This window comes from Kitasatospora sp. NPDC094016 (genome assembly GCF_040304045.1).
Lineage (GTDB): Bacteria > Actinomycetota > Actinomycetes > Streptomycetales > Streptomycetaceae > Kitasatospora.
In genome coordinates this window covers 62,342-85,364 of record NZ_JBEOUK010000024.1, presented here as the reverse complement: position 1 = coordinate 85,364, position 23,023 = coordinate 62,342, and the positions used below count along the sequence as shown (strand labels likewise).

The following is a 23,023-nucleotide window of genomic DNA, read 5'->3' as shown; positions in this document are numbered from 1 at the left end:
GTTCAGGCGGCGGTCAGCGGCAGACGGGCCCGGACGGCGAAGCCGCCCTCGGTGGTGGGGCCGGCGTGCAGGGTGCCCCCGAGGTCGTCGGCGCGGGTGCGCATGCCGTCCAGGCCGTGGCCGCCGGAGGGCAGCCGGGGCCGGTCCGGGTCGGCCGCCGCGGCGGGGGAGTTGACGATGTCCAGGCGCAGCCCGTCCGGGTGGACTTCGACGGTGACGGCGACCTCGGCGGCCGGGGCGTGCTTGTGAGCGTTGGTCAGGGCCTCCTGGACGATCCGGTAGGTGGCGTACTGCACGGCCGGTCCGGGCGCGGGCAGTCCTTCGGCGGGGCCGGTGAGGGTGAGGTCGACGGCGAGTCCGGCCTGGCGGGACTCCTCGACCAGGGCGGGCAGTCCGTGCAGTGAGGGGCCCTGGTCGGAGGCCGGGGTGAGGACGCCGAGCAGGCCGCGCAGCTCGGTGAGGGCCTGGAGGCCGAGGGCGCGGATCAGGCCGAGAGTCTCCCGGACGGCCGTCGGGTCGTCGGCGGACGCGACCTGGCAGGCGCCGGCGTGCAGGGTGATGAGGGAGACGCGGTTGGAGACCACGTCGTGCATCTCCCGGGCGAGCCGGGCGCGTTCGGCGGCGGCGGCGCGCTCCTCGGCGTACCGGCGGGCCGCCTCCAGCAGCCGGTTGCGTTCGGCGAGCGCGGCGACGGCGCGGGCGCGCTGGTGGGCGGTGAGGCCGAGGGCGAGCGGGACGGCGCCGAAGACCAGCGGGTCCTCGGCCAGGTTGGCGAGGGCGGAGAGGCTGCTGACGTCCCCGAGGTCCATGGGGACGAGCAGGCGCACCCCGGCCAGCACGGCCAGGACGACCGGCACCCGGGTGGCGCCGCGCCGCGTGGCCAGCCCGTAGAGGGCGACGGCGAGCGGGAGCTGACCGCCCAGCAGGGTGACGGCGGCGACGGCCGCCGGGTACCGCAGGCGGACGGCGAGGGCGAGTGCGCCGGCCGCCACCAGGCCCGCGTTGACCGGTGCCGAGGTGGTCGGCCCGATGTCGGGGTCGCCCGCGGCGAGCGGGACGAGCACCAGCAGCACCAGGACGGTCGGCCCGAGCGCGACGACCGGGCCGGGCAGACGGAACGGCGGGCCCGGCAGCGGTACCGCGGCGAGGGCGGAGTCCAACTGGTCGGCGGCGTCGGGCTGGTGGGCGCCGTGGGGCTGGTCGGGGGACGGGTGGTGCTGGTGGCGGGTGGGGTCCAACCGGCCGGTGGGGCGCCGGAGTCGGGGCCGCTGCTGGGTGGGCTGGCGCATGGGGGCATGCTCGCACACCCCGTCCGGCCCGGGGTGGCGAGCGGGCCGCAGTGGCCGGGAACAGCCTGGAATTCGCCTTCCCGGGAAGGGATCATGGTCGGATGGATGATCGTTTCTCTTCCGAGCCGCCGACCGTCGTCCGGCTGCCGCAGTACACCCGCGCCGACCATGACGAGATCCTCGGCCCCGGCGACGACCCGTACGGCGTCGCCTACACCGGACTGACCTGGCTGCCCAAGGACATCCACTTCGGCATCCGGGCCGCCGACGGCCGGCTCGTCGCGCACACCGGCCTGGTGCCGCTCCCGCTCACCGTCGGCGGCACCGACCTGGCGGCGATCGGCGTCGGCGGCGTCGCCGTCGCCCCCGACCGGCGCGGCGCCGGCCTCGCGCGGGCCGTGGTCCGGGCCGCCCTCGGCCACGCCCGCACCCTCGGCCACCGCCACGCGCTGCTGTTCTGCCGCCCGCCGCTGGCCACGTTCTATCGGGGGCTCGGATTCCGCGAGGTCGCGCAGGAGGTGACGGTGGAGCAGCCCGAGGGGCGGTTGGCGGTGATGCCGCTGCGCACCATGTGGGCGCCGCTGGCGGAGGGCGCCCGGTGGCCGGAGGGGCCGGTGCGGTTGCGTTCGCTGCCGATGTGACGTGCCCTGTGGGGATGGAGGCGGGGGCGGGGCGGGGTCACTCCGGCCAGGCGGAGTTCTCGATCACGGCGGCGAAGTCGGTCCGCTCGAAGTCCGGGTCGAAGTGGGCGAGGACGTCCGCCTTGACGTTGCCGAAGGCGGTCTCCGGCTTGGGCGCGACGCCGTCGTGGAAGGCGCGCAGGATGCCGCGCTTGAAGTCCGGGCGCGGATGGGCGGCGACCACGGCGTCCCGGTCGGCGGCGGCGATGTCCGCGTACCCGATGCCGAGCACGTCCAGCTCCACCCCGGCGGTGGTCAGCGCGATCTCCGGCTCCAGGAACTCCGGGATGCCGGGCGTGGTGTGCAGGGCGATCGCCTCCCACACCAGGCGCACCCGCCGTTCGTCCACCCCGTGCCCGCGCAGGAACGCGGCGGCGGCCTCGGCGCTGTCCACCTCGAAGCGCCGACCGGAGGCGTGGTGCTCGGGGCCCAGGCCGAGATCGTGGAACATCGCGGCCAGGTACAGGAGTTCGGGATCGAAGTCGAGCCCCCGGCGGCGGCCCTGGAGGGCGCCGAACAGGTAGACCCGGCGGGAGTGGTGGTACAGCAGCTCGGTGGTGGCGTCCCGGACCAGCTCGGTGGCCTCGGCGGCGAGGCGGCTGTCGGGGATCCGGACTCCGGCGATCTCGGTGGCGGTCATGCGGTGGCCTCCAGGGTGGTGGTCTCCGGGGTGGTGCCCGGGTCGGTGGCGGTCGGGTGGGTGGCGGTCGGGTCGGTGGCGGTCGGTACGGCGGCGGTCGGGGCGGTGCCCGGGTCGGTCGAGGTCGGTGAGCCCGCCGCGTGGGCGACGGCGGCGCCGGCCAGCGCGCGGATCATGGCGTGCGCCCGGGTGCCGTCGCCGGACAGCTCCGGCTGGAACAGCGAGGCGAGGAAGAACGGGTGGTCCGGCAGTTCGAGGACGCGCACCTCGCCCGCGCCGTCCGCGCCGCTGAACCGCAGCCCGTGCGCGCGCAGCCGGTCCAGGTAGTCGGCGTTGAGGCCGTACGCGCAGTGGTACCGCTCCAGGGTGCGGGTGGTGCCGAGGACGCGCTCGGCGAGCGTGCCGGGAGTGATCGCGACCGCCCCCTCGTGGCCGACCAGGGAGCAGGCCAGCGGCACGATCACCTGCTCGTCCCGCTCCGGGTGCTCCTCGCCGTGGACTGCCCCGCCGAGGCCGCAGACGTTGCGGGCGTACTCCAGCACCGCGTGCTGGAACCCGGCGCAGGTGCCGAGGAAGGGGATGCCGCGCTCGCGGGCCGTCCGGACGGCGGCCAGCGCGCCCGCCTCGCTGCGGTAGGGACTGCCGGGGAGCAGCCAGATCGCGTCGAAGCCGTCCAGGGCGCCGGGCGCCCCGGCGTCCTCGGTGGGGATCCAGTAGGCGTCCAGGACGAGCTGCTCGCGCTCGGCGAGGGCGTCGAGCAGGCCGGGGATGCGGGCGTGCGAGCGGACGGCGGGGGAGCGGTCGCCGACCAGCGCGATCCGCGGGGTGAGGTACGTCATGGGACTATCCTGACCCCGCACCCGAGATCAGCGCCAACGATGATTTCTTACCCCTCGATCAGAAGAGTTGATGACTGCCGTGGATCCGCAGCAGCTACGCACCTTCGTCACCGTCACCCGCCTCGGCTCCTTCTCCGAGGCCGCGCGGGAACTCGGCTACACCCAGTCCGCGGTCTCCCAGCAGATCGCCGCCCTGGAGGCCGACCTCGGGACCGGCCTGCTCAACCGCCGCCCGGTCGGCCCGACCGAGGCCGGCCTGCGGCTGCTGGAGCACGCGGCGCCCCTGCTGGTCCGGCTGGAGGCGGCGCGCGCCGACGTCGCCCGCCTGGCCGGTGCCCCGCGTGCCCGGCTGGTGCTCGGCGCCACCCCGCTGGCGGTCGGAGCGGCCCTGGGGCGCGCACTCGGCGAGGTGCGCCGGGCCCACCCGGCGGCCGAGCTCGTCGTCCGGGTCCTCGCCCAGGACGCGCTGCCCGCCCAGGTCGCCACTGGCGAGGTCGACCTCGCCCTGATCGACGGCCTCGCCGCCCCCAGCGACCCGCTGCCGCTGCCCGACGTCGGCCCGCTCGGCACCGTCGCCGTCGACGAGCAGCCCGTCGCCGTCGCCCTCCCGGCCGGCCACCCCCTCGCGGGCCGCACCGGCGTCGCGCTCGCCGACCTCTCCGCCGCCCGCTGGCTCGACGCCCCCGACCTCACCCCGACCGCCGCCCGGCTGCGCGCCGCCGCCGGCGTCGACGGCTTCCGCCCCGCCACCCGCTACCGGGGCACCGACGTGCACGGGCTGCTCGCCCTGGTCGCCACCGGACACGGGCTCAGCCTGCTCCCGGCGTCCGTCCTCGCCGGGGCGCCCGGCGTCGCGTCCACGCCGATCGCCGCCCCGCGGCTGGTGCACCGCACCGAACTGGTGCACGGCAGCCTGCCGGAGGGGCCGGCCGCGCTGCTGGCGCGGCTGCTGTCGGGCACACCCTGAGCCCGCTCCCCGGACCGCGCCGGGCGCCCGCGGTGTTTGTGGAGGCGCGATCACCGGGCGTTCACGTCCTGGGACTGACGGTGGTCGCATCGGTGGTGCTGTCATGGGCACAGTCGCCCGGCGCGAGGCCGGGCAAGGCCCGGGAGATCTCCCCACATGATGCTCCGTCAGCGTCTCACCGTCGTCGCCGCGGCGGCCGCCCTCACCGCCGCCGGGCTCGCGGCCGGCACCGCGCAGGCCGCCCCCGCCAAGGGCTCGCCCGTCAAGATCCGTCCGCTCGCGGCGAGTTGTTCGCAGGCCTACCTGCCGCTGCCCGACCCGTCCTGCACGCCGGGCGCCTACAACCCGGACGTCACCCAGGCCACCATCGGCCAGACCATCTGCGTCTCCGGCTGGACCTCCACCGTCCGTCCGCCGACCAGCTACACCAACGCGCTGAAGGCGCAGCAGATCGCGCAGTACGGCTACGCGGACACCAACCTGTCCGACTACGAGGAGGACCACTTCGTCCCGCTGGAGCTCGGCGGCGCCCCGCGCGACCCGCGCAACCTCTGGCCCGAGCCCCGCTACGGCAGCCAGACCGCGACCGGCAAGGACGGCGTCGAGACCAAGCTGAAGAACGCGGTCTGCAAGGGCAAGGTCGGCCTCGACGACGCCCGCAGCGCCATCGTGACCGACTGGACCACCGCGCTCAGCAGCCTCGGCCTCTGACTCTCCGGCCCTCTGCCGCTCTGACCCTCTGGTCCTCGTGCTGGTGCGGCGGTCGGTCCGTCCGGTCCCCTGTGCCGGACGGGCCGACCTGCCGTCCGCCCCGGGCGCCGCCTCGGCGGTGCGCGGGGCCGTCTGTGGTGGTTCTGTGGTCGTGGATGGGGCCGCGGCGCCGGGTCAGCGGCCCGAGTGGGCCGGGGCCGGGCCCGCGGTGGTCCCGGGCCGTGTGTGCGCGGAGCCGTCCGCCCGTTCCCGCCGCCCGGTCGCCTCGCGGACGCGGGCACTCGGCATGGCTGTTCCCTTCCCCCGTACGTTCCGCCGCCCGGCCGCCGGCCCGCTGCACCCCCCTGTTCCGAGGGGCGGTCGGGGTCGGCTGCGTCGACGGCGGTCGAAACTTATGCCACCGGGCCGCCGGGAGCAAAGCGGGATACCGGCGGGTAGGCCGCCTTCCCCGGCCGTCACGGGGGCGTTGGTGGTGAAGGTGTGCGCGGGCGTGTCGGAAGGTATGGCGGGCCTTCGGCGCCCGACCGGTCGGCGGACGGCGCGCGGTCGCGGATTCCCCCTGTCGGGCGGGGGTCCGCTGGTCGGTCGCAGCCCCGGCGCGCCCGCCCGTGCGGGCCCGCGGCCGGTCGCGGCGGACGGCTCATGCCAAGGCTTTCCCCCGACCGGATCCGCCGCCCTCCCTCCGGGTGACCGGCCCGGCCCGGCGCGCTCCCGGCCCCGGACCGGTGGCGGATCAGGCGTGGGTGCCGGGGACGCCGAGCTGCTGGGCGAGCCAGGGGAGGGCCTGGGCGAAGGTGGCGGCGCCGGTCTGCCAGGTGTGCTTGCCGGAGCCGACGGCGGTGGTGGTGCGGATGCCGTCCTTCCGGGCGGCGGTGTCGAGGGCCCTGGCGGACTCGATCTGGCCGTGCTCCTCGTCGCCCTGCCCGAAGTAGCCGGAGACGCCCTGGTACTTGGGGTGGTGGGCGAGCACGGTCAGCGGGTCGTGGGCGGCCCAGGCGGCCGTGTCGCCGCCGTACAGCTCCTGGACGGTGTGGTCCTTGTCGCCGGTGGCGGGGCCCTTGTCGCCGGAGAAGTCGCCGAAGTGGGTGAAGACGTCGGGGTGTTCGACGGTGAGGTCGACGGCGCAGGTGCCGCCCATGGACCAGCCGGCCACGCCCCACCTGTGCGGGTCGGTGGCGGCGTTGAAGGTCTTCTCGACGAACGGCGGGACGTCCTTGAGCAGGTGGCTCTCGGAGTTGCCGTGCGGGCCGTCGACGCACTCGGTGTCGATCCGGAAGCCGCCGGTCGCATCGACGAAGACGAGGATCGGCGCGAAGCCGTTGTGCTTGGCGGCGAAGTCGTCCGCGGTCTTCACGGCGTTGCCGGAGCGGATCCAGTTGTCGGGCGCGGCGAACTCGCCGCCGATCAGCTCCAGCGCCGGCAGCTTCGGCCGGTTCTGGCTGCGGAACCATGCGGGCGGCAGGTAGACGAGCTCCTGGCGGTGGGTGAAGCCGCTGGCCGTGCTGGGGATGTCCACCTGGACGATGCGGCCGGTCCTCGTCTTCCCGTGCAGGGAGCCGAGTTCGGCCAGCGTGATCTGCTCCGGCAGCGGCTGCCCGCCCAGTTCGCCGATCGCGTCGTCGAGGGTCGGGTAGTAGCCGGTGGAGATGTTCACGCTGTTGGCGGCGCAGAACAGGGCGAGCAGTGCGGCCGGCGGCGCCAGCGCCCGGCGCCACCAGCGGGCGCCGCGCCAGCCGAACCCGAGCGCGCTGACCGCCGCGATCGCGACCCCGCCCCACAGCCACACCCCGAACGGGATCGGGTCGGTGATCCCGGCGAGGGCGAGTACGCCGACGGCGGCGAGGGCGGTGAGCAACAGCGCCGTCCCGAGGGCGATCGGGCCCCACTTCAGCCGCCAGGCCCGGTCCCGCCAGCCGAGGGCGGCCAGGAACAGGGCAAGGGCCGCGGCCTGGACGGCCCAGGGGAACCAGCCGCCGAGCAGGGAGACGTTCATCTGGCGGAGGCTAGGGGTGCCGGATGAGAAGTCGATGAGAGGCTGGCAGATCGCTGGAAGGAGCCTGGGAGGCGGACGGGGACTTCGAATGGAGGTCTGACGGGGAGAAGGCGGCCCGCCGCAGGGCAGGCCCGTCGCAGGGCAGGGCCGCCCGCCGCCGTCAGCCGGCGAACCGCTCGCGCAGTGCCGCCAGACCGGTCGCGAACACCCCGTGGAGGCGGTCGGCGGAGTCCTTGCGGTGCTCGGCGTCGACGTCGTACGTGGCGCTCCACTCCACGAAGCTGGCGTCGAGCGCGGTGACCGGGGTGACCCGCAGCGTCGCCCGGTAGCCGTACAGCTCGAATGCCCCTTCGGGGAAGCTGTAGGTGTAGCTGCGGGCCTCCTCGTCGTAGGCGAGCAGCGTCTCGTGCAGCGCCGCGCCGTCGATCTCGAACACCCGGACCGACCCGATCGCGTTGCCCGTCAGCTCGTTGCCGAGGCTGCTGGCCGGCAGCCCCGGATGCCAGCCGCCGAGGTCGTGGAAGTCCCCCAGCAGCTCCCACACCTGCTCGGCCGGAGCCTCCACGACCGTACTGACCTTCGTGCCTGCCATCGTCGTCACCCTTCGCCGACCTTCGTACGGACGGGCACCATCCTGGGGTCGGCGTGCGCCGGGCGCCAGAGGGACCGGCGGCCGGCGCCGGGAGGTCACCTGCCCGGCGCGGCCGCTTCGAGGTCGTCGACGGTGCCGGACATGACGGTGCGCAGGTGCCGGGTGAGGTGCTCGGTCGGCCAGTCCCACCAGGCGAGGGCGAGCAGGCGGGCGATGTCCGGCTCGCTGTAGCGGGTGCGGATGAGTCGGGCCGGGTTGCCGCCGACGATCCCGTAGTCGGGGACGTCGTCGACGACGACGGCGCCGGAGGCGATGATCGCGCCGTGGCCGATGCGCACCCCGGGCATCACCATGGCGCCGTAGCCGATCCAGACGTCGTTGCCGACCACCGTGTCCCCGCGGCCGGCGAGGCCGGTGATCAGGTCGAAGTGCTCGGCCCAGCTTCCGCCCATGATGGGGAACGGGAACGTCGAGGGGCCGTCCATGCGGTGGTTCGCCCCGTTCATGATGAACCGGACCCCCGTACCCAGCGCGCAGAACTTCCCGATCACCAGCCGCTCCGGGCCGTAGTGGTAGAGCACGTTGCGGGTCTCGAACGCGGTCGCGTCGTCCGGGTCGTCGTAGTAGGAGTAGTCGCCGACGTCGATCAGCGGGGACGTCACCAACGGCTTGAGGAGCACCACGCGCGGTTGTCCGGCCATCGGGTGCAGCGTCGAAGGATCAGGCGGAACCGAACTCATGGCGACACCACTTCGGATCGGCAGGCGTGAAGCGCGGGCAGGACATCGATCATGCCACCGTCTAGGATCGCGGCCCATGGATGCGAGCACCCGAACCGACCTGATCGCCGTCCCGCCCGGCCGCGTCACGCTGTCGGACCGCCGTACGCAGCGGAGCTGGACCGTCGAGCTCGCCCCCTACGAGCTGGCGGCCTGTCCGGTCACCCGCGAGCAGTACGGCGCCGGGGCCGGCGACCGGCACCCCGCCGACAGCGTGTCCTGGTACGACGCCGTCCACTACTGCAACGAACTGTCCCGGCGCCACGGCCTCACCCCCGCCTACCACCAGGACGGCGAGTCCGTCACCTGGGACCGCGCCGCCGACGGCTACCGGCTGCCCACCGAGGCCGAGTGGGAGCACGCCTGCCGCGCCGGGACGGACGGCCCCCGCTACGGGCCGCTCGACGAGATCGCGTGGCACCGCGGCACCTCGGACGAGCGCCCGCACCCGGTGGGCGGCCTGCGCCCCAACGGCTTCGGCCTGTACGACCTGCTCGGCAACGTGTGGGAGTGGTGCTGGGACGTGTACGACGCCGAGGTGTACGGCGGCTACCGCGTGCTGCGCGGCGGCGGCTGGTTCGACGAGCACTGGAGCTGCCGCGCCTCCGTCCGCCGCCGCAGCCACCCCACCCTGCGGATCGACGACGTCGGCTTCCGGCTCGCCCGGTCGATCACCGCCTGAAGGCGCGCGCCGTGGGGAACCCGGGCCAGGTCACGGACCGTTGGGGTCTGCATGAACGATGCACCGGTGTCCCTCAGACCGATCGACGAAGCCGACCTCGGTCACTTCGAAGCGCTGCTCCTCGACCCCGAGGCGGTGGGCCCGTTCCAGTGGTTCGGGTGGCGCGACCCCGGCCGGCACCGGCGCCAGTGGGCGGAGAACGGCTTGCTGGCGCCCGAGCAGTCGGCGCTGGCCGTTCGTTGCGGGGGCGAGTTCGCGGGCTTCGTCGGCTGGCGGCGGGTGGAGTCCATGAGCGCCTGCCACCACTGGAACCTCGGCATCATGCTCCGCCCGGAGTGGCGCGGCCGCGGCATCGGCACGGAGGCCCAACGCCTTCTGGTGGACTACCTGTTCGCGCACTCGCCGGTGATACGGCTGGAGGCCGACACGGAGGTGACCAACTACGCCGAGCAGCGCGCCCTGGAGAAGTGCGGCTTCACCCGCGAGGGTGTGCGGCGCAGCGTCACCTTCCGGGACGGCGAATGGCGCGACGGTGTCCTCTACAGCCTGCTGCGTACGGACCCCAGGTCCTAGGGGACCCCGAACCTAGGCGACCCTGAACCGCTCCTCCGCGAGGGCGTCCAGCGTCCGCGCGGAGGGCTTCGACTCCCGCCGGGGCGGGCCGGGAGCAGGAAGCGGCCCGCGCCCCGCGCCGGAGCGGTTCAGTGGGGCCCGCAGGCGTCGGTGGCGGCGGGGGAGAGGGGTTCCGGGCCGCCGGCCGGGTCGCGGGTGAGGAGGTAGCGGGCGCCGGGGCCGGTGTCGGCGGCGCGGTCGGCGGCGTTGTAGAGGGAGCAGCGGGAGAGGGAGAGGCAGCCGCAGCCGATGCAGCCGGTCAGCTTGGCCTTGAGGCGCTGGAGCTCGGCGATCTGCTCGTCGATGCGGCTCTGCCAGGATTCGGCGACCCGGTCCCACTCGGTGCCGCTGGGGGCGGGGCGGTCGGGGAGCCGGTCGAGGGCGACGCGGGCCTCGTCGAGGGAGAGGCCGACGCGCTGGGCGGCGCGGACGAAGGCGATCCGGCGCAGCGTGCCGCGGGGGTAGCGGCGCTGGCCGCCGGCGGTGCGGGTGGCGTGGATGAGGCCGAGGCTCTCGTAGTAGCGCAGGGCGGAGGCGGCGAGGCCGCTGCGGCGGCCGAGTTGGCCGATGGTGAGCAGGTCGTCGCGGTGCGGGCCGGGTGCTCGGCCGTGGTCCGGGGTCGCGGTCATGGGCACCCACTCTAGCCGCTTGACCTCAAGTCGACTTTAAGTTGCACCATCGTGGTCATGACGACGAACGCAACCGCGGACCTCGCGGAAACCGCCCGTTTCGAGGACCTGTCGGCGCTGATGGGCCTGATGACCGGCGACGAGAAGCACGGCCCGGCCGCCACCTCCACCCTGGACGCGCTCTGGGTGCTGTACGACAGGGTCCTGCGGGTGAGCCCGGAGCGGGCCGAGGCGCAGGACCGGGACCGCTTCCTGCTCTCCAAGGGCCACGGCCCGATGGCGTACTACGCGGTGCTCGCGGCCAAGGGCTTCATCGACCCCGGGGTGCTGCCGAGCTTCGGCGGCTACGACTCTCCGCTCGGCCACCACCCGGACCGGATGCTCGTCCCCGGGGTGGAGATCGCCTCCGGCTCGCTCGGGCACGGCCTGCCGCTGGGCGTCGGCACGGCGCTCGGGCTGCGGGCGCAGGGCCTGACCGACCCGGCGGTGTGGGTGCTGGTCGGCGACGCCGAGTTCGACGAGGGCTCCAACCACGAGGCGGTGGCCTTCGCCGGTGCGTACGGGCTGGAGCGGCTGCACGTGGTGGTGATCGACAACTCCTCGGCCACGCACGGCTGGCACGGCGGGATCGCGGCCCGGTTCGCGGCCGAGGGCTGGTCCGCCGTGACGGTGGACGGCCGCGACCACGAGGCGCTGTACCGCGCCTACACCGCCGAGCACCCGGGCCGCCCGCACGTGGTGGTCGCCCGGGTCGAGCCCAAGGACTCCTGAGCCCGAGGACTCCTGAGCCCGAGGACTCCTGAGCCCGAGGACTCCTGAGCCCGAGGACTCCTGAGCCCGAGAACCCCAACGCAAGCGCCAACCAGCACGCACCGAAAGGCACTTCACCGATGGACACCATGCGCGACCGCTTCATCGACGTCACCAGCCGCCTGCTGGACGAGGACCCCCGACTGGCCGTGGTGCTCGCCGACATCAGTGCGGCCGGCTTCGCCCCGGCCCAGCAGCGCCACCCGGACCGGGTGGTCAACGTCGGCATCCGCGAGCAGCTGCTGATCGGCGCGGCCGGCGGCCTGGCGCTGACCGGGATGCGCCCGATCGCCCACACCTTCGCCAGCTTTCTGGTCGAACGGCCCTTCGAGCAGGTCAAGTTGGACCTCGTCCACCAGGGTGTCGGCGCCGTCCTGGTGAGCGCGGCCGGCTCCTACGACTGGCCGGCCGGCGGCCGCACCCACATGTCCCCGGGCGACGTCGCCCTGCTGGACACCTTGCCGGACTGGACGGTCCACGTGCCGGGCCACCCGGACGAGGCCGAGCAGCTGCTGCGCCACGCCGTCGCGGACGGCGACCGCAACGTCTACGTCCGCCTCTCGGAGCACCGGAACGCGCAGGCCCTGCCGGTCGAGGCGGGCCGGTTCGCCACCGTGCGGCAGGGCTCGCGCGGCGTGGTCGTCGCGGTCGGGCCGATGCTGGACGCGGTGCTCGCGGCCACCGAGGGCCTGGACGCCACCGTGCTGTACGCGACGACGGTGCGCCCCTTCGATGCGGCCGGGCTGCGGGCGGCGGTGGGGGAGCGGGCGGACGTGGTGCTGGTGGAGCCGTACCTGGCGGGCACCTCGGCGAACGAGGCGCACGCCGCGCTGGCCGACCGCCCGCACCGGGTGCTGGGCCTGGGTGTGCCGCGCGAGGAGCACCGGCACTACGGCTCGATCGCGGAGCACCTGGCCGCCTACGGTTTGGACGCGGCCTCGCTGCGGGAGCGGATCGGCACCTTCCTCTGGTGACGCGCGTGGCAGGTCAGACCGCGACGCCCGGCACCGCGACGCCCGCCACCGCGACCACCGCCACCGCGTCCGCCCCCAGCCGTACCGCCGTCCCGTCCAGCGCCGCCGCCCCGAAGGCCGCGACCAGTTCGCGCCCGGTCCCGTCCAGCGGCAGGGCGGCCTCGGCGGGGCCGAGGTTGACGGCGATCCGGTACGGCCCCCGGTGCACCACCAGCCAGCGCGCCGCCTCGTCGTACGCCACCCGCACCGCGCCGAGGTCGGGGTCGGACAGCTCCGGACGGTCGCGGCGCAGCCGGATCAACGTCCGGTGCCAGGTGAGGAGTTCGGCGTGCGGGGCGCGCCGGGGCTCGGTCCAGTCGAGGACGGAGCGCAGGACGGTGGCGGGTTCCTGCGGGTCGGGGACGGACTCGGCGGCCCAGCCGTGGTCGGTGAACTCCCGGCGTCGGCCCTGCCGGACGGCCTCGGCGAGCTGCGGGTCGGTGTGGTCGGTGAAGTACTGCCAGGGGGTGGCCGCGCCCCACTCCTCGCCCATGAACAGCATCGGGGTGAACGGCGAGGTGAGCACCAGCGCGGCGCCGCAGGCGAGCCGGCCGGCGGTGAGGCAGGTGGAGATGCGGTCCCCGAGGGCCCGGTTGCCGATCTGGTCGTGGGTCTGGAGGTAGCCGAGCAGCCGGTGTCCGCCGTCCGGGGGGAAGGGCCGGCCGTGGCCTCGGCCGCGGAAGCCGGACCAGGTGCCGTCGTGGAAGAAGCCGCGGGTGAGCGTCTTGCTGAGGGCGGCGAGCGGGCGGCGCGCGAAGTCGCCGTAGTAGCCCTGGGATTCGCCGGTGAGCGCGCAGTGCAGGGCGTGGTGGAAGTCGTCGCTCCACTGCGCGGTGAGGCCCTGGCCGCCGGCCGCGCGCGGGGCGGTGGTGTGCGGGGTGTTGAGGTCGGATTCGGCGATCAGGAACAGCGGGCGGTTGGTCGCGACCGCCAACTTATCTACCTCGTGGGACAGTTCCTCCAGGAAGTGGACGGCCCGGTCGTCCGCGAGGGTGTGTACGGCGTCGAGCCGCAGGCCGTCGATCCGGTAGTCGCGCAGCCAGCCGAGTGCGCTGCCGATCAGGTAGCGGCGCACCTCGTCGGAGCCGGGGGCGTCCAGGTTGACCGCCGCCCCCCACGGCGTGTGGTGCCGGTCGGTGAAGTACGGGCCGTACGCGGGAAGGTGGTTGCCGGAGGGGCCGAGGTGGTTGTGGACGACGTCCAGCACCACGCCGAGGCCCTTGCGGTGGGCGGCGTCGACGAAGAGCTTCAGCCCCTCGGGCCCGCCGTACGGCTCGTGCACGGCCCACGGCGAGACCCCGTCGTAGCCCCAGCCGTGCCGGCCGGGGAACGGGCAGACCGGCATCAGTTCGACGAAGTCGACGCCCAACTCGACGAGGTGGTCGAGGTGTTCGGCGGCGGAGTCGAAGGTGCCGCGGGGGGTGAAGGTGCCGATGTGCAGCTCGTACAGCACGGCGCCGGGCAGCGCGCGGCCGCGCCAGCCGGTCCGCGACCAGCGGAACGCGGCGTGGTCGACCGGTCGGCTGGGGCCGTCGGGGCCGTGCGGCTGCCAGGGGGAGCGCGGGTCGGGCAGCGGCGGCCCGCCGTCGAGGCGGAAGGCGTAGTCGCCGGCCGGAGCGCCGCCGGTCCACCAGCCCGGGCGGTCCGGGCACCGGGCCAGCGGGTGGGCGCAGCCGTCGACCTCGACCTCGACCCGGTCGGTGGCCAGGGGGGCCCACACCTCGTAGGTCCGCACGCTCAGCTCCTCCTCGTCAGCAGGGCCACCGGCCGGTCCGCCAGCAGCCGCGTGACGGGCACCGGGCCCGCCGGGTGGGTCCGCAGCGTCAGCAGATCCGTCCAGGGCCCGCCCTCGGGCAGCTCCAGGACGGTGCCGCGCCAGCCGCCGGCGCGCTCCAGCCCGTACGGGAGGCGGGTGACGGCGGTGACGACGTCGGCGCCGCGGGCGAAGGCCAGCAGGTGGTCGGCGGCGGGGCCGGCGGCGGTCAGCGGCCGGTAGGGCCCGAGCGGGCGGTCGCGCCGCAGGTGCAGTGCCGCGCTGGTGAGGTGCAGTTTCTCGCGGGCGAGGTCGCCGGGGCGCGGGGCGGCCGCGTCGGTGAGCCGGACGGCGAGCGCGCCGAGGTCCACCACGCCCCGGTTGTCCGGGTCGACGAGGGTGTACAGCGGTTCCTCGCTGCCCTGGTAGAGGTCGGGCACGCCCGGGACGGTGAGGTGCAGCAGCGCGGCGGCGAGGGTGTTGGCGCGGGCGTACGGGGCGAGGGCGTGCACCAGGCCCTCGATCCGGGGCAGCAGTCCGGGGTTGGTGTGGACGGCGCGGGCGCGCGCGGTGAGCGCCTGCTCGAAGCGGGCGTCGGGGGTGGTCCAGGAGGTGTGCAGCTTGGCCTCGCGGGCGGCCTTGAGGAGGGCGGCGACGAGCCGGTCGGGGTCGATCGGCCAGGCGGCGACGAGGGTGTGCCAGAGCAGCCAGTCGCCGTCGCGGGCACCGTGGTCGTGGTCGCTTTCGCCGTCGTGATCGCCGCGGGGGCCGGGCCCGGCGGCGGTGGACCAGGCGGCGGCCTCGGCGGCCCAGGCCTCGGGCCGCTCGGCGAGGACGGCGAGCCGGGCGCGGGCGTCGGCGCTGCGCTTGGTGTCGTGGGTGGACAGCACCGTCATGCTGTGCGGCCAGGCGCGCTCCAGGTAGCGGCACCAGTCGTGGAAGCGGGCCGGGGGCAGCCCCGGCCGGCCGGGCTCGCCGCCGACCTCGTTGAGGCCGGGCAGCGCGTTCCACCGGTAGAAGGCGGTGTCCTCGACGCCCTTGGCGGCCACGGCGGCGGCGGTCTGCGCGAAGCGCTCGCAGAACTCGTCCTTGTGTGGCCCGCTCCCCAGCTCCCCGAGGGCCAGGGCGGCGACCAGCCGGTCCGTCGGGTCGGCCGAGCCGCCCAGCGCCGCGCGCACCTGCTCGGCGGAGGCCGGCGGCACCGGCTCCCCGGGCCGGGCGTACGGCCGGTACGCCGGGTAGCCGGTGAGCAGCCGTCGCAGCGCCGCGCGCAGTTGCCAGGGCGCGTGGTCGGCGTACGCGGGCTCGGCGGCGCCGATCCGCACGGCGATCCGCACCAGCCGGTCCACCTCGGCGGCCAGCTCGCCCTGCGGCGCGGTCATGTCGGCCCGCCCGCGCCGGGCGGCGGCGACCGCCGGGTGGGGGTCGGCGCAGGGTTCGCCGTCCGGGGGCGAGCCGGTCAGGAACGCCGCGTACGCCCCGGCCAGTCGGCAGGCGCCCGCGTGGTCGGTGAGCACGCCGTCGATGCGGCGCAGCGCGTCGTAGCCGGTGGTCCCGGCGACCGGCCAGTCCGCGGGCAGCCGCTCGTCGCCGGTGAGGATCTTCTCGACGACGGTGTACGCCCCGCCGGTGGCGCCGGCGAGGCGGCGCAGGTAGCCGCGCGGGTCGGCGAGCCCGTCGGGGTGGTCGATCCGGAAGCCGTCGACGACGCCGTCGGCGTGCAGCCGCAGCAGGGTGGCGTGGGTGGCGGCGAACACCTCGGGCTCCTCGACCCGGACGGCGATCAGCTCGTTGACGGTGAAGAAGCGCCGGTAGTTCAGTTCGGTGCGGGCCAGCCGCCACCAGGCGAGCCGGTACCACTGGCGGGCGAGCAGCTCGTCCAGCGGCAGCCCCGAGGTGCCGGGCCGCAGGGGCAGCTCGTGGTCGTGGTAGCGCAGCACCTCGCCGTCCACCACCAGCTGGTCCAGCACGGCGCCGAGCCGGTCGCCGAGCAGCGGCAGCAGCACCCGGCCGCGCGCGGGGGCGTCGACGGGGCCGGGCTGGGCCGCCCAGTCGATGTCGAACCAGCGCGCGTACGGCGAGTCGGGCCCGTCGCGCAGCACCTGCCACAGCGGCTGGTTGAGCCGCTCGGGGACGGGCACCGCCATGTGGTTGGGCACCACGTCGACGAGCAGCCGCAGGCCGTGCCGGTGGGCGGCGGCGGCCAGCGCGCGCAGGGCGCCCTCGCCGCCGAGCTGCTCGCTGACCCGGCCGTGGTCGACGGTGTCGTAGCCGTGGGTGGAGCCGGGGGCGGCCTCCAGCAGCGGGGACAGGTGCAGGTGGGAGACGCCGAGGGCGGCGAGGTAGGGGACGGCGGCGGCGGCGTCGTGGAGGGTGAAGCCGGGTTGCAGCTGGAGGCGGTAGCTGGCCGTGGGGGCCGGGGCGGTGGCGGAGGAGGGGGAGGTGGCGGCCGGGCGGGGCGGTGCGGGCTCGGCGGCGGAGGTCATAGGTCCATGAGTACCCGGGGGAGCCCGCCGCCAAGACCCGCTGCTGGTCCGAACAGGTGAGCGCGGGGTGTCAGGCCGGGCGCTGGAGCACCATCAGCGAGCGGTCGGTGAGCCACAGCACGTCCCCGGCCTTGACCCGCGCGCCCGTGCCCGGGGCGGGCAGCCGGGGCTGCGCCGTGTCGACCACGACCTGCCACTCCTGCCCGTGGTCGGCGGGCAGGGTGAACTCCAGCGGCTCGAAGTGCGCGTTGAACATCAGCAGGAAGGAGTCGTCGACGATCCGCCCGCCGCGCCGGTCCGGCTCGGAGATGGCGTAGCCGTTGAGGAAGACGGTCAGCGACTTGGCGTAGCTGGCGCCCCAGTTGCGCTTGGTCATCTCCTCCCCGCCGGGGGTGAACCAGGCGATGTCGGTGAGGTCGTCGTGGCCGCCGGAGTCGTGGCCGCCGGAGGGCTTGGCGCCCGACGGGTCGGCGCCCGACGGGTCGGCGCCCGAGGGGCGACCGCCGGCGAGGCGACCGCCGGTGGGGCGGCCGCCGGCGGCGAGCGTCCCCGGCCCGGGGCGCCCGGGGACCGGCCGCCCGTGGAAGAAGCGCCGCCGCCGGAACACCGGGTGGTCGCGGCGCAGCCAGATCATCCCCTGGGTGAACTCCAGCAGCCGCGTCTCGGGCCCGTCGCCGTCCGGCCAGTGCACCCAGGTGAGTTCGTTGTCCTGGCAGTAGGCGTTGTTGTTGCCCTGCTGGGTGCGGCCGAGTTCGTCGCCGTGGGAGAGCATCGGCACGCCCTGGGAGAGCATCAGGGTGGCGATGAAGTTGCGCTGCTGGCGGGCTCTGAGCTCCTCGACGGCCGGGTCGGCGCCGGGGCCCTCGACGCCGCAGTTCCAGGAGCGGTTGAAGGACTCGCCGTCGCGGTTGTCCTCGCCGTTGGCCTCGTTGTGCTTGTCGTTGTAGGAGACGAGGTCGCGCAGGGTGAAACCGTCGTGGCAGGTCACGAAGTTGATGGAGGCGATGGGGCGGCGGCCGTCGTCCTGGTAGAGGTCGGAGGAGCCGGTGAGGCGGGAGCCGAACTCGGCGAGGGCGGCGGTCTCGCCGCGCCACAGGTCGCGCACGGTGTCCCGGTACATGCCGTTCCACTCGGTCCACAGCGGCGGGAAGTTGCCGACCTGGTAGCCGCCCTCGCCGAGGTCCCAGGGTTCGGCGATCAGCTTGGCCTGGGAGACCACCGGGTCCTGCTGGACGAGGTCGAAGAAGGAGGAGAGCCGGTCGACCTCGTGGAACTGCCGGGCGAGGGTGGCGGCGAGGTCGAAGCGGAAGCCGTCGACGTGCATCTCGGTGACCCAGTAGCGCAGCGAGTCCATGATCAGCTGGAGCACGTGCGGGCTGCGCATCAGCAGGCTGTTGCCGGTGCCGGTGGTGTCCTCGTAGAACCGCTGGTCCTGGGCGAGGCGGTAGTAGGAGACGTTGTCCAGCCCGCGCAGGGACAGCGTCGGCCCGAGGTGGTTGCCCTCGGCGGTGTGGTTGTAGACGACGTCCAGGATCACCTCGATCCCGGCCGCGTGCAGCGCCTTGACCATCGACTTGAACTCCTGCACCTGCTGGCCCCGGTCGCCGCTGGAGGCGTAGGAGGAGTGCGGGGCGAAGAAGCCGATGGTGTTGTAGCCCCAGTAGTTGGTCAGGCCCAGGTCGCGCAGCCGGTGGTCGCGGACGAACTGGTGCACCGGCATCAGCTCGATCGCGGTGACGCCGAGCTTGGCCAGGTGCTCGATCACCGCCGGGTGGGCCAGGCCCGCGTAGGTGCCGCGGATCTCCTCGGGGATGCCGGGGTGCAGCCGGGTGAGGCCCTTGACGTGCGCCTCGTAGATGACGGTGCGGTGGTAGTCGGTGCGCGGCGGGTGGTCGGTGCCCCAGTCGAAGTACGGGTTGATCACGACCGAGTGCATGGTGTGCGGGGCGGAGTCGAGGTCGTTGCGGCGCTCGGGCGCGCCGAAGTGGTAGCCGTAGACGGCCTCGTCCCAGTCGGTGTGTCCGCTCATCGCCTTGGCGTACGGGTCCAGCAGCAGTTTGGCGCTGTTGTGGCGCTGGCCGAGGCCGGGGTTGTACGGGCCGTGGACGCGGAAGCCGTAGCGCTGGCCGGGCTGGATGCCGGGGAGGTAGGCGTGCCGGACGAAGGCGTCCGTCTCGCGCAGTTCGACGGCCGTCTCCGAGCCGTCCTCGTCGATCAGGCACAGCTCGATCCGGTCGGCACTCTCGGAGAACACCGCGAAGTTGGTGCCGGCCCCGTCGTAGGTGGCGCCGAGGGGGTAGGGCTTACCGGGCCAGACCTGCATGAGTCCTCAACTTCCTTGCACTCAACGGAAACTGACGTGTAGTCCGATAACGTGCCCGGACTCGGACGCTCTCTTCCCGGCCGGGCGGCCGGGCATGTGCGGCGCTCGCGCGCCGTGACGCACGGCACAGTGCGCATACTCCCCGAGCCTTCCCCCGGCGGCCGGGACATGTGCTGCCGGTTCGCCCGAACGGGTGTCCAGTCGGCATTCCTGTGATAAGCGCGGGCCGGTGGCGAGCGGGGCCCGCGAGGGGCTGGGCCGGCGACGGGCGAGGCCTGCGATGGGCGTGGGTCCGTGAAGGGTGGGCCTGGTGGTGGTGCCGGGCCCCGTGGGCCATCCGGCTGCACACCGCTCGCGGCGGGCAGTACTCTTGATCGTCCGGCCGTCCCCGGGCCGGTGGCGCTCCATCAGCCGCGCAGGGGCGGAGCGTAGAGCAGCAGACCAGGTGAGGTGGCGCATGGTGTTCCCCGCCGGCGGCCGCGGCCCGGGGCCCGACGGCCCCGACCGGGGCGGCGCCCGCAGCGAGGCGCCCACGGTCGTCATGCGCCCCACCCTGTCCGGCCGCCCCCTGGTGCCCGCCCAGGGCGGCCCGGTCGAGGTCCCCGCCCTCGCCTGGTCCGCCGCCGAATGGGAGGACGCCTACCAGCGGGTCCGCCTGTCCGGCCGCGCCTACGTCTGGCTCAACCTCGTCGAACAGCGGCTGCGCTCCCTCGTCGACGAGGTGCTGCACCCCATCTACGCCCCCGCCCACGGCGAGGACTGGGTCACCGCCGCCGCCGGCCCCGCCGGCGAGGAGTGGGCGCACCGGGCTGGCGCCGTCCGCGAGGTCAGCCGCCGCAAGGGCTACCTGCTCGACCCGGCCGACGACGACCCGCTGGTCTTCCTCACCCTGCCCCAGCTGCGCGAACTGATGGTCCAGCACTGGCCCTGCTTCGAGCCCTACCTTTCCGACCGGCGCGAGATCGAACTCGCCCTGGACGAACTGGAAGTGGCCCGGCACGTGGTCTCCCGCAACCGGGTGCTCACCCAGACCGTCCTCGCCCAGACCGAACGCGCCGCCGCCCGCCTGCTCGCCGTCCTCGACGGCGGCGCCGGCGGCGTGCCCGCCGACGTCGTCGAGTCGCTGGTGGCCGGCCGGTACGCGGACGTCGTCGCCGTGCACGCCGACCGCGTCCGCCTCCAGCGCGACCTGCCCGTCGAGGACCTGCTGGACGGCGCCCGGCGCCTGGACGCGCTCGGCATCGGCCTCGGCATGCTCTGCCAGAACTACACCGGCAAGCGACTGGTGCGGCTGGCCGGCGACGGCTGCCGGGTCCGCCTGCTCTTCCTCAACCCGGCGAGCAGCGCCGTCCGCCGCCGCGAACGCGAACTCGGCCTCGGACGCGGCGAGTTGTCGCGCTCCATCGAGATGAACATCATGCACGTGCGCCGGGTGCGGGCCCGGCTGCGCGACCAGGGCGGCTTCGAGATCCGGGTCTTCGACGAGACCCCGCGCTTCACCGCCTACCTCGTCGAGGGCCCCCGCCCGACCGGCCAGGTCGGCGGCCGCCGCCAGAGCCGCGACCTCGGCGTCATCCAGCCCTACCTGCGCCGCGCCCGGGGCATGGAGTCCCCGGCCCTGGTGCTGCGCGGCGGCGCCGGCCAGCAGCCGGGCGGCAGCGAACAGGGCCTGCTGGAGGTCTACCGCGAGGAGTTCGAGGGCGCCTGGGGCGACTCCCGGCCGGTGTCCTGAACCCGCCCACCACTCCTGATGTGCCGTCAGTTACCCTTCTCCACCCCCGGGTGGAGACCCGGAACTCCATCCGTGCGGCGGCGACACCCCCGGGCCGCGCCGAGCAAGCTGAAGGTGGGGTCGCGGCCGCACGAGCGGCGCGACGACGTCGAGGGGAGTGCGCCATGGTGCGCGGAACAAAGCACGGAGTACGGGGGGCGGCGCCCGGAAGGCCGCGCGAAGCGCCCGGGGCGGGGCCGCGCGGAAGACGGCCGGGGAAGAACGGCGCAACCGCCCGCCGGCGCTGGCCGCTCGCGCTGGCCGGCGTGACGGCAGCCCTGCTGGGCCTGCTGCCCGCCGTCCCCGCCGAGGCCCGGGACGCGGGCGGCTGCCGAACGGCGACCTCCGCCGGCCGCCTGCAAGGGGTGGCCCAGGACGGCCGGTGCGCCTACCTGGGCGTCCCGTACGCGGCGCCGCCCACCGGTGAGCGCCGCTTCCGCCCGCCGCAGCCCGCCGCGCCCTGGCCCGGAACGCTGCGCGCCACCCAGGCCCGCCCCGGCTGCCCGCAGGACCTGAGCGCGGGCGGCGGCGGCACCGAGGACTGCCTGTACCTCAACGTGTGGTCGGCGCACGGCGGAGGCGCCCGCAAACCCGTCATGGTCTTCCTGCACGGCGGCGCGGACGAACTCGGCGCCGCCGGCCAGCCCGTCTTCGACGGCGGCCTGCTGGCCGAGCGCGGCGACGCCGTCGTGGTGAACCTGGACTACCGGCTCGGCATCCTGGGCTGGACGGAACTCGGCGCGCTCGACCCGTCCTACGCCGGCTCGGGCAACAACGGGCTGCGCGACGAGATCGCCGCGCTGACCTGGGTGCGCCGGCACATCGGCGCCTTCGGCGGCGACCCGGGCAACGTCACCGTCTTCGGCCAGTCGGCCGGCGCCATCTCGATCAGCGCCCTGCTGGCCGGCGACCACCCCGAGCAGTTCTTCCAGCGCGCCATCGTCGAGAGCGGGCCCGGCTACCTGGTGCACACCGCGGCCGCCGCGCGGGCCACCGCCGGAAAGGTCTTCGCCACCGGCGGCATCCACACCGTCGCGGACCTCGACCGGCTGACCACCCCACAGGTCCTCGAACTCCAGGAACAGGTCCAGCACGGGCTCTCCGGCCTGTCCTCCGCGGTCTTCTTCGGCCCCTCCATCGACGGGGCACTGGTGCCCGGCCCGGTCGTCGAACGGATCGCCGCCGGCAGCGCCCGCGACGTCGACGTGATGACCGGCACCACCGAGAACGAGACCGACTACTGGGCGCTGTTCGACCCCACGCTGCCGGACCTCCCGCTGAGCGCCTACCGCACCCTGCCCCCGGTGCTCGCCGACCGCAAACAGCAGATGTACGACCGGTACGCCGCCGACCGCCCCGGGGCCACCGAGGGCCGGGTGGTGAACGCGATGCTCACCGACCAGACCGAACGGATCCCCACCCTGCGCCTGGCCGAGGCCCAGTCCCGCTGGCGGCCCACCCACGTCTACCAGTTCGACTGGCACGTGCCCTACGTCCCCGGCCTGCCCGCCGCCCAGAACCTGGGCGCCATGCACACCCTGGAACTGCCCTTCGTCTTCGGCGGCCTGGACCTCGGCGCGTTCCCGCGCGGCGCGCAGACCGTCGCCGCCCAGCGGCCCCGACTCACCCGGCTGTCCGAGCGGATGGCCGACGCCTGGGCCTCCTTCGCCCGCACGGGGGACCCGGGCTGGCCGCCCTACACCGCCGACACCCGGGCCACCCGGATCTGGGACCTCAACCCCAGCGTCCAGTACGCCCCGCACGACGACGAACGCGCGCTCTGGGACGACTACTCCTTCCCGGCCCTGGACCTCGGCACCCGCTGAGGCCCTCCCGCCGGCCCGCCGGAACAGGGGGCCGGGCCACCGCCCGGCCCCCTCGGCACGCCCCGCCCCGGCGTCCGGCCCCCGAAACCCGCTGGCCGGGCCGGTGCGGCCGCTGCCACACTGCGGGCCGTGAACAGCCTCCCCGCCTGGACCCTGCGCCCCGCCACCGCCGCCGACGTCGAACCCGTCGCCGAACTCAAGGCCGTCGTCCTGCGCGCCGACCTCGAACGCCTCGGCCGCTACGACGACGACCGGGTCCGCCGGCGCCTGCGGGCGGGCTTCTCCAGCCTCCACAGCTCCGTCATCCTCGTCGACGGCGCCTTCGCCGGCTCCGTCACCGTCCGCCCCGCCGAGCAGGGCGGCCGCTGGATCGAGCACTTCTACCTCGCCCCCGCCCACCAGGGCCGCGGCCTCGGCACCGCCGTCCTGCGCCACCTCCTCGCCCAGGCCGACGCCGCCGGCGAGCCCGTGCGCCTCGACGTCCTCCAGGGCAGCCCCGCCCGCAGCCTCTACGAACGCCACGGCTTCGTCCTCGACCACGAGGACCCGATCGACGTCTACCTGGTCCGCGAGCCCGCCGCCTGAACCGGGGCCGGCCGCGCCCGGCGGCACTCGCCCGGGTGACGCC

19 protein-coding genes and 1 pseudogene are annotated in these 23,023 nt (G+C 74.9%); 10 read left to right on the top strand and 10 right to left on the bottom strand.

Annotation, left to right across the window (positions count from 1 at the left end):
- Positions 1 to 2: 2 nt before the first annotated feature.
- Positions 3 to 1,289: a sensor histidine kinase gene (locus tag ABT015_RS22345; protein WP_350881680.1), complete on the bottom strand. Its 1,287-nt coding sequence runs from the start codon at positions 1,287 to 1,289 to the stop codon at positions 3 to 5.
- 101 nt (positions 1,290 to 1,390) lie between these two features.
- Here ABT015_RS22345 and ABT015_RS22340 point away from each other — a divergent pair, with 101 nt between their 5' ends.
- Positions 1,391 to 1,930, top strand: a complete 540-nt coding sequence (locus ABT015_RS22340; RefSeq protein ID WP_350881678.1) for a GNAT family N-acetyltransferase — start codon at positions 1,391 to 1,393, stop codon at positions 1,928 to 1,930.
- Between the two features lie 37 nt (positions 1,931 to 1,967).
- Here ABT015_RS22340 and ABT015_RS22335 read toward each other — a convergent pair whose 3' ends face one another.
- Complete coding sequence (locus ABT015_RS22335) at positions 1,968 to 2,609, bottom strand: HD domain-containing protein (protein WP_350881676.1); 642 nt, start codon at positions 2,607 to 2,609, stop codon at positions 1,968 to 1,970.
- Positions 2,610 to 2,743: 134 nt separating this feature from the next.
- Positions 2,744 to 3,448 (bottom strand): annotated as a pseudogene (locus ABT015_RS22330) (CTP synthase C-terminal region-related (seleno)protein); the annotation flags it as partial.
- A gap of 79 nt (positions 3,449 to 3,527) precedes the next feature.
- On the opposite strand from ABT015_RS22330, the gene ABT015_RS22325 reads away from it, so the two are divergent.
- Together ABT015_RS22325 and ABT015_RS22320 are read left to right on the top strand one after the other, a co-directional pair.
- Positions 3,528 to 4,415, top strand: a complete 888-nt coding sequence (locus ABT015_RS22325) for a LysR family transcriptional regulator (protein WP_502897379.1) — start codon at positions 3,528 to 3,530, stop codon at positions 4,413 to 4,415.
- Positions 4,416 to 4,571: 156 nt separating this feature from the next.
- A complete protein-coding gene (locus ABT015_RS22320; protein WP_350881670.1) occupies positions 4,572 to 5,126 on the top strand; it encodes a hypothetical protein in 555 nt (184 codons plus the stop codon).
- Between the two features lie 733 nt (positions 5,127 to 5,859).
- On the opposite strand, the gene ABT015_RS22315 is transcribed toward ABT015_RS22320, so the two are convergent.
- The 3 genes from ABT015_RS22315 to ABT015_RS22305 all read right to left on the bottom strand — a co-directional run bounded on the left by ABT015_RS22315 (position 5,860) and on the right by ABT015_RS22305 (position 8,451).
- Positions 5,860 to 7,119: an alpha/beta hydrolase gene (locus ABT015_RS22315; RefSeq protein WP_350881668.1), complete on the bottom strand. Its 1,260-nt coding sequence runs from the start codon at positions 7,117 to 7,119 to the stop codon at positions 5,860 to 5,862.
- A gap of 160 nt (positions 7,120 to 7,279) precedes the next feature.
- Positions 7,280 to 7,711 (bottom strand): SRPBCC family protein, encoded by a 432-nt coding sequence (locus ABT015_RS22310; RefSeq protein WP_350881666.1) that lies wholly within the window; start codon positions 7,709 to 7,711, stop codon positions 7,280 to 7,282.
- 95 nt (positions 7,712 to 7,806) lie between these two features.
- On the bottom strand, positions 7,807 to 8,451 hold the full coding sequence (locus ABT015_RS22305) for a CatB-related O-acetyltransferase (RefSeq protein WP_350881664.1): 645 nt from the start codon (positions 8,449 to 8,451) through the stop codon (positions 7,807 to 7,809).
- 76 nt (positions 8,452 to 8,527) lie between these two features.
- On the opposite strand from ABT015_RS22305, the gene ABT015_RS22300 reads away from it, so the two are divergent.
- On the top strand, positions 8,528 to 9,172 hold the full coding sequence (locus ABT015_RS22300) for a formylglycine-generating enzyme family protein (RefSeq protein WP_350881662.1): 645 nt from the start codon (positions 8,528 to 8,530) through the stop codon (positions 9,170 to 9,172).
- 66 nt (positions 9,173 to 9,238) lie between these two features.
- Complete coding sequence (locus tag ABT015_RS22295) at positions 9,239 to 9,745, top strand: GNAT family N-acetyltransferase (RefSeq protein WP_350881660.1); 507 nt, start codon at positions 9,239 to 9,241, stop codon at positions 9,743 to 9,745.
- Between the two features lie 128 nt (positions 9,746 to 9,873).
- Here the strand turns inward: ABT015_RS22295 and soxR are convergent, their stop codons facing one another.
- Positions 9,874 to 10,413: a redox-sensitive transcriptional activator SoxR gene (gene soxR / locus ABT015_RS22290; protein WP_350881658.1), complete on the bottom strand. Its 540-nt coding sequence runs from the start codon at positions 10,411 to 10,413 to the stop codon at positions 9,874 to 9,876.
- A 57-nt stretch (positions 10,414 to 10,470) separates the two neighbouring features.
- Between soxR and ABT015_RS22285 the strand changes: the two genes are divergently transcribed.
- Positions 10,471 to 11,184, top strand: a complete 714-nt coding sequence (locus tag ABT015_RS22285) for a thiamine pyrophosphate-binding protein (RefSeq protein ID WP_350881656.1) — start codon at positions 10,471 to 10,473, stop codon at positions 11,182 to 11,184.
- A gap of 119 nt (positions 11,185 to 11,303) precedes the next feature.
- Complete coding sequence (locus ABT015_RS22280; protein ID WP_350881654.1) at positions 11,304 to 12,197, top strand: transketolase family protein; 894 nt, start codon at positions 11,304 to 11,306, stop codon at positions 12,195 to 12,197.
- Between the two features lie 13 nt (positions 12,198 to 12,210).
- On the opposite strand, the gene treZ is transcribed toward ABT015_RS22280, so the two are convergent.
- The 3 genes from treZ to glgX all read right to left on the bottom strand — a co-directional run bounded on the left by treZ (position 12,211) and on the right by glgX (position 18,798).
- Positions 12,211 to 13,971, bottom strand: coding sequence for a malto-oligosyltrehalose trehalohydrolase (treZ, locus tag ABT015_RS22275; RefSeq protein ID WP_350881652.1), 1,761 nt, complete (start codon positions 13,969 to 13,971; stop codon positions 12,211 to 12,213).
- A gap of 2 nt (positions 13,972 to 13,973) precedes the next feature.
- The gene (treY, locus tag ABT015_RS22270; RefSeq protein ID WP_350881649.1) at positions 13,974 to 16,475 is read right to left on the bottom strand and encodes a malto-oligosyltrehalose synthase; all 2,502 of its coding nucleotides are present in this window, start codon (positions 16,473 to 16,475) and stop codon (positions 13,974 to 13,976) included.
- A 70-nt stretch (positions 16,476 to 16,545) separates the two neighbouring features.
- Entirely contained in the window at positions 16,546 to 18,798 is a 2,253-nt protein-coding gene (gene glgX / locus ABT015_RS22265; protein ID WP_350881648.1) for a glycogen debranching protein GlgX, read from the bottom strand.
- Positions 18,799 to 19,255: 457 nt separating this feature from the next.
- On the opposite strand from glgX, the gene ABT015_RS22260 reads away from it, so the two are divergent.
- The 3 genes from ABT015_RS22260 (at position 19,256) to ABT015_RS22250 (ending at position 22,980) form a co-directional block, all read left to right on the top strand.
- Positions 19,256 to 20,530, top strand: a complete 1,275-nt coding sequence (locus tag ABT015_RS22260) for a DUF5919 domain-containing protein (RefSeq protein WP_371516519.1) — start codon at positions 19,256 to 19,258, stop codon at positions 20,528 to 20,530.
- 305 nt (positions 20,531 to 20,835) lie between these two features.
- Positions 20,836 to 22,395, top strand: a complete 1,560-nt coding sequence (locus ABT015_RS22255; RefSeq protein ID WP_350881646.1) for a carboxylesterase/lipase family protein — start codon at positions 20,836 to 20,838, stop codon at positions 22,393 to 22,395.
- 129 nt (positions 22,396 to 22,524) lie between these two features.
- Positions 22,525 to 22,980: a GNAT family N-acetyltransferase gene (locus ABT015_RS22250; protein WP_350881644.1), complete on the top strand. Its 456-nt coding sequence runs from the start codon at positions 22,525 to 22,527 to the stop codon at positions 22,978 to 22,980.
- Positions 22,981 to 23,023: the final 43 nt, after the last annotated feature.

What these genes read in the sequence shown, in the direction of transcription:
- ABT015_RS22300 (WP_350881662.1), top strand. Translation starts at nt 8,528, where the DNA reads ATGGATGCGAGCACCCGAACCGACCTGATCGCCGTCCCGCCCGGCCGC.
- ABT015_RS22315 (WP_350881668.1), bottom strand. Translation starts at nt 7,119, where the DNA reads ATGAACGTCTCCCTGCTCGGCGGCTGGTTCCCCTGGGCCGTCCAGGCC.
- ABT015_RS22345 (WP_350881680.1), bottom strand. Translation starts at nt 1,289, where the DNA reads ATGCGCCAGCCCACCCAGCAGCGGCCCCGACTCCGGCGCCCCACCGGC.
- ABT015_RS22310 (WP_350881666.1), bottom strand. Translation starts at nt 7,711, where the DNA reads ATGGCAGGCACGAAGGTCAGTACGGTCGTGGAGGCTCCGGCCGAGCAG.
- glgX (WP_350881648.1), bottom strand. Translation starts at nt 18,798, where the DNA reads ATGCAGGTCTGGCCCGGTAAGCCCTACCCCCTCGGCGCCACCTACGAC.
- ABT015_RS22280 (WP_350881654.1), top strand. Translation starts at nt 11,304, where the DNA reads ATGGACACCATGCGCGACCGCTTCATCGACGTCACCAGCCGCCTGCTG.
- soxR (WP_350881658.1), bottom strand. Translation starts at nt 10,413, where the DNA reads ATGACCGCGACCCCGGACCACGGCCGAGCACCCGGCCCGCACCGCGAC.
- ABT015_RS22320 (WP_350881670.1), top strand. Translation starts at nt 4,572, where the DNA reads ATGATGCTCCGTCAGCGTCTCACCGTCGTCGCCGCGGCGGCCGCCCTC.
- ABT015_RS22340 (WP_350881678.1), top strand. Translation starts at nt 1,391, where the DNA reads ATGGATGATCGTTTCTCTTCCGAGCCGCCGACCGTCGTCCGGCTGCCG.
- treY (WP_350881649.1), bottom strand. Translation starts at nt 16,475, where the DNA reads ATGACCTCCGCCGCCGAGCCCGCACCGCCCCGCCCGGCCGCCACCTCC.
- ABT015_RS22305 (WP_350881664.1), bottom strand. Translation starts at nt 8,451, where the DNA reads ATGAGTTCGGTTCCGCCTGATCCTTCGACGCTGCACCCGATGGCCGGA.
- ABT015_RS22285 (WP_350881656.1), top strand. Translation starts at nt 10,471, where the DNA reads ATGACGACGAACGCAACCGCGGACCTCGCGGAAACCGCCCGTTTCGAG.
- ABT015_RS22260 (WP_371516519.1), top strand. Translation starts at nt 19,256, where the DNA reads ATGGTGTTCCCCGCCGGCGGCCGCGGCCCGGGGCCCGACGGCCCCGAC.
- ABT015_RS22335 (WP_350881676.1), bottom strand. Translation starts at nt 2,609, where the DNA reads ATGACCGCCACCGAGATCGCCGGAGTCCGGATCCCCGACAGCCGCCTC.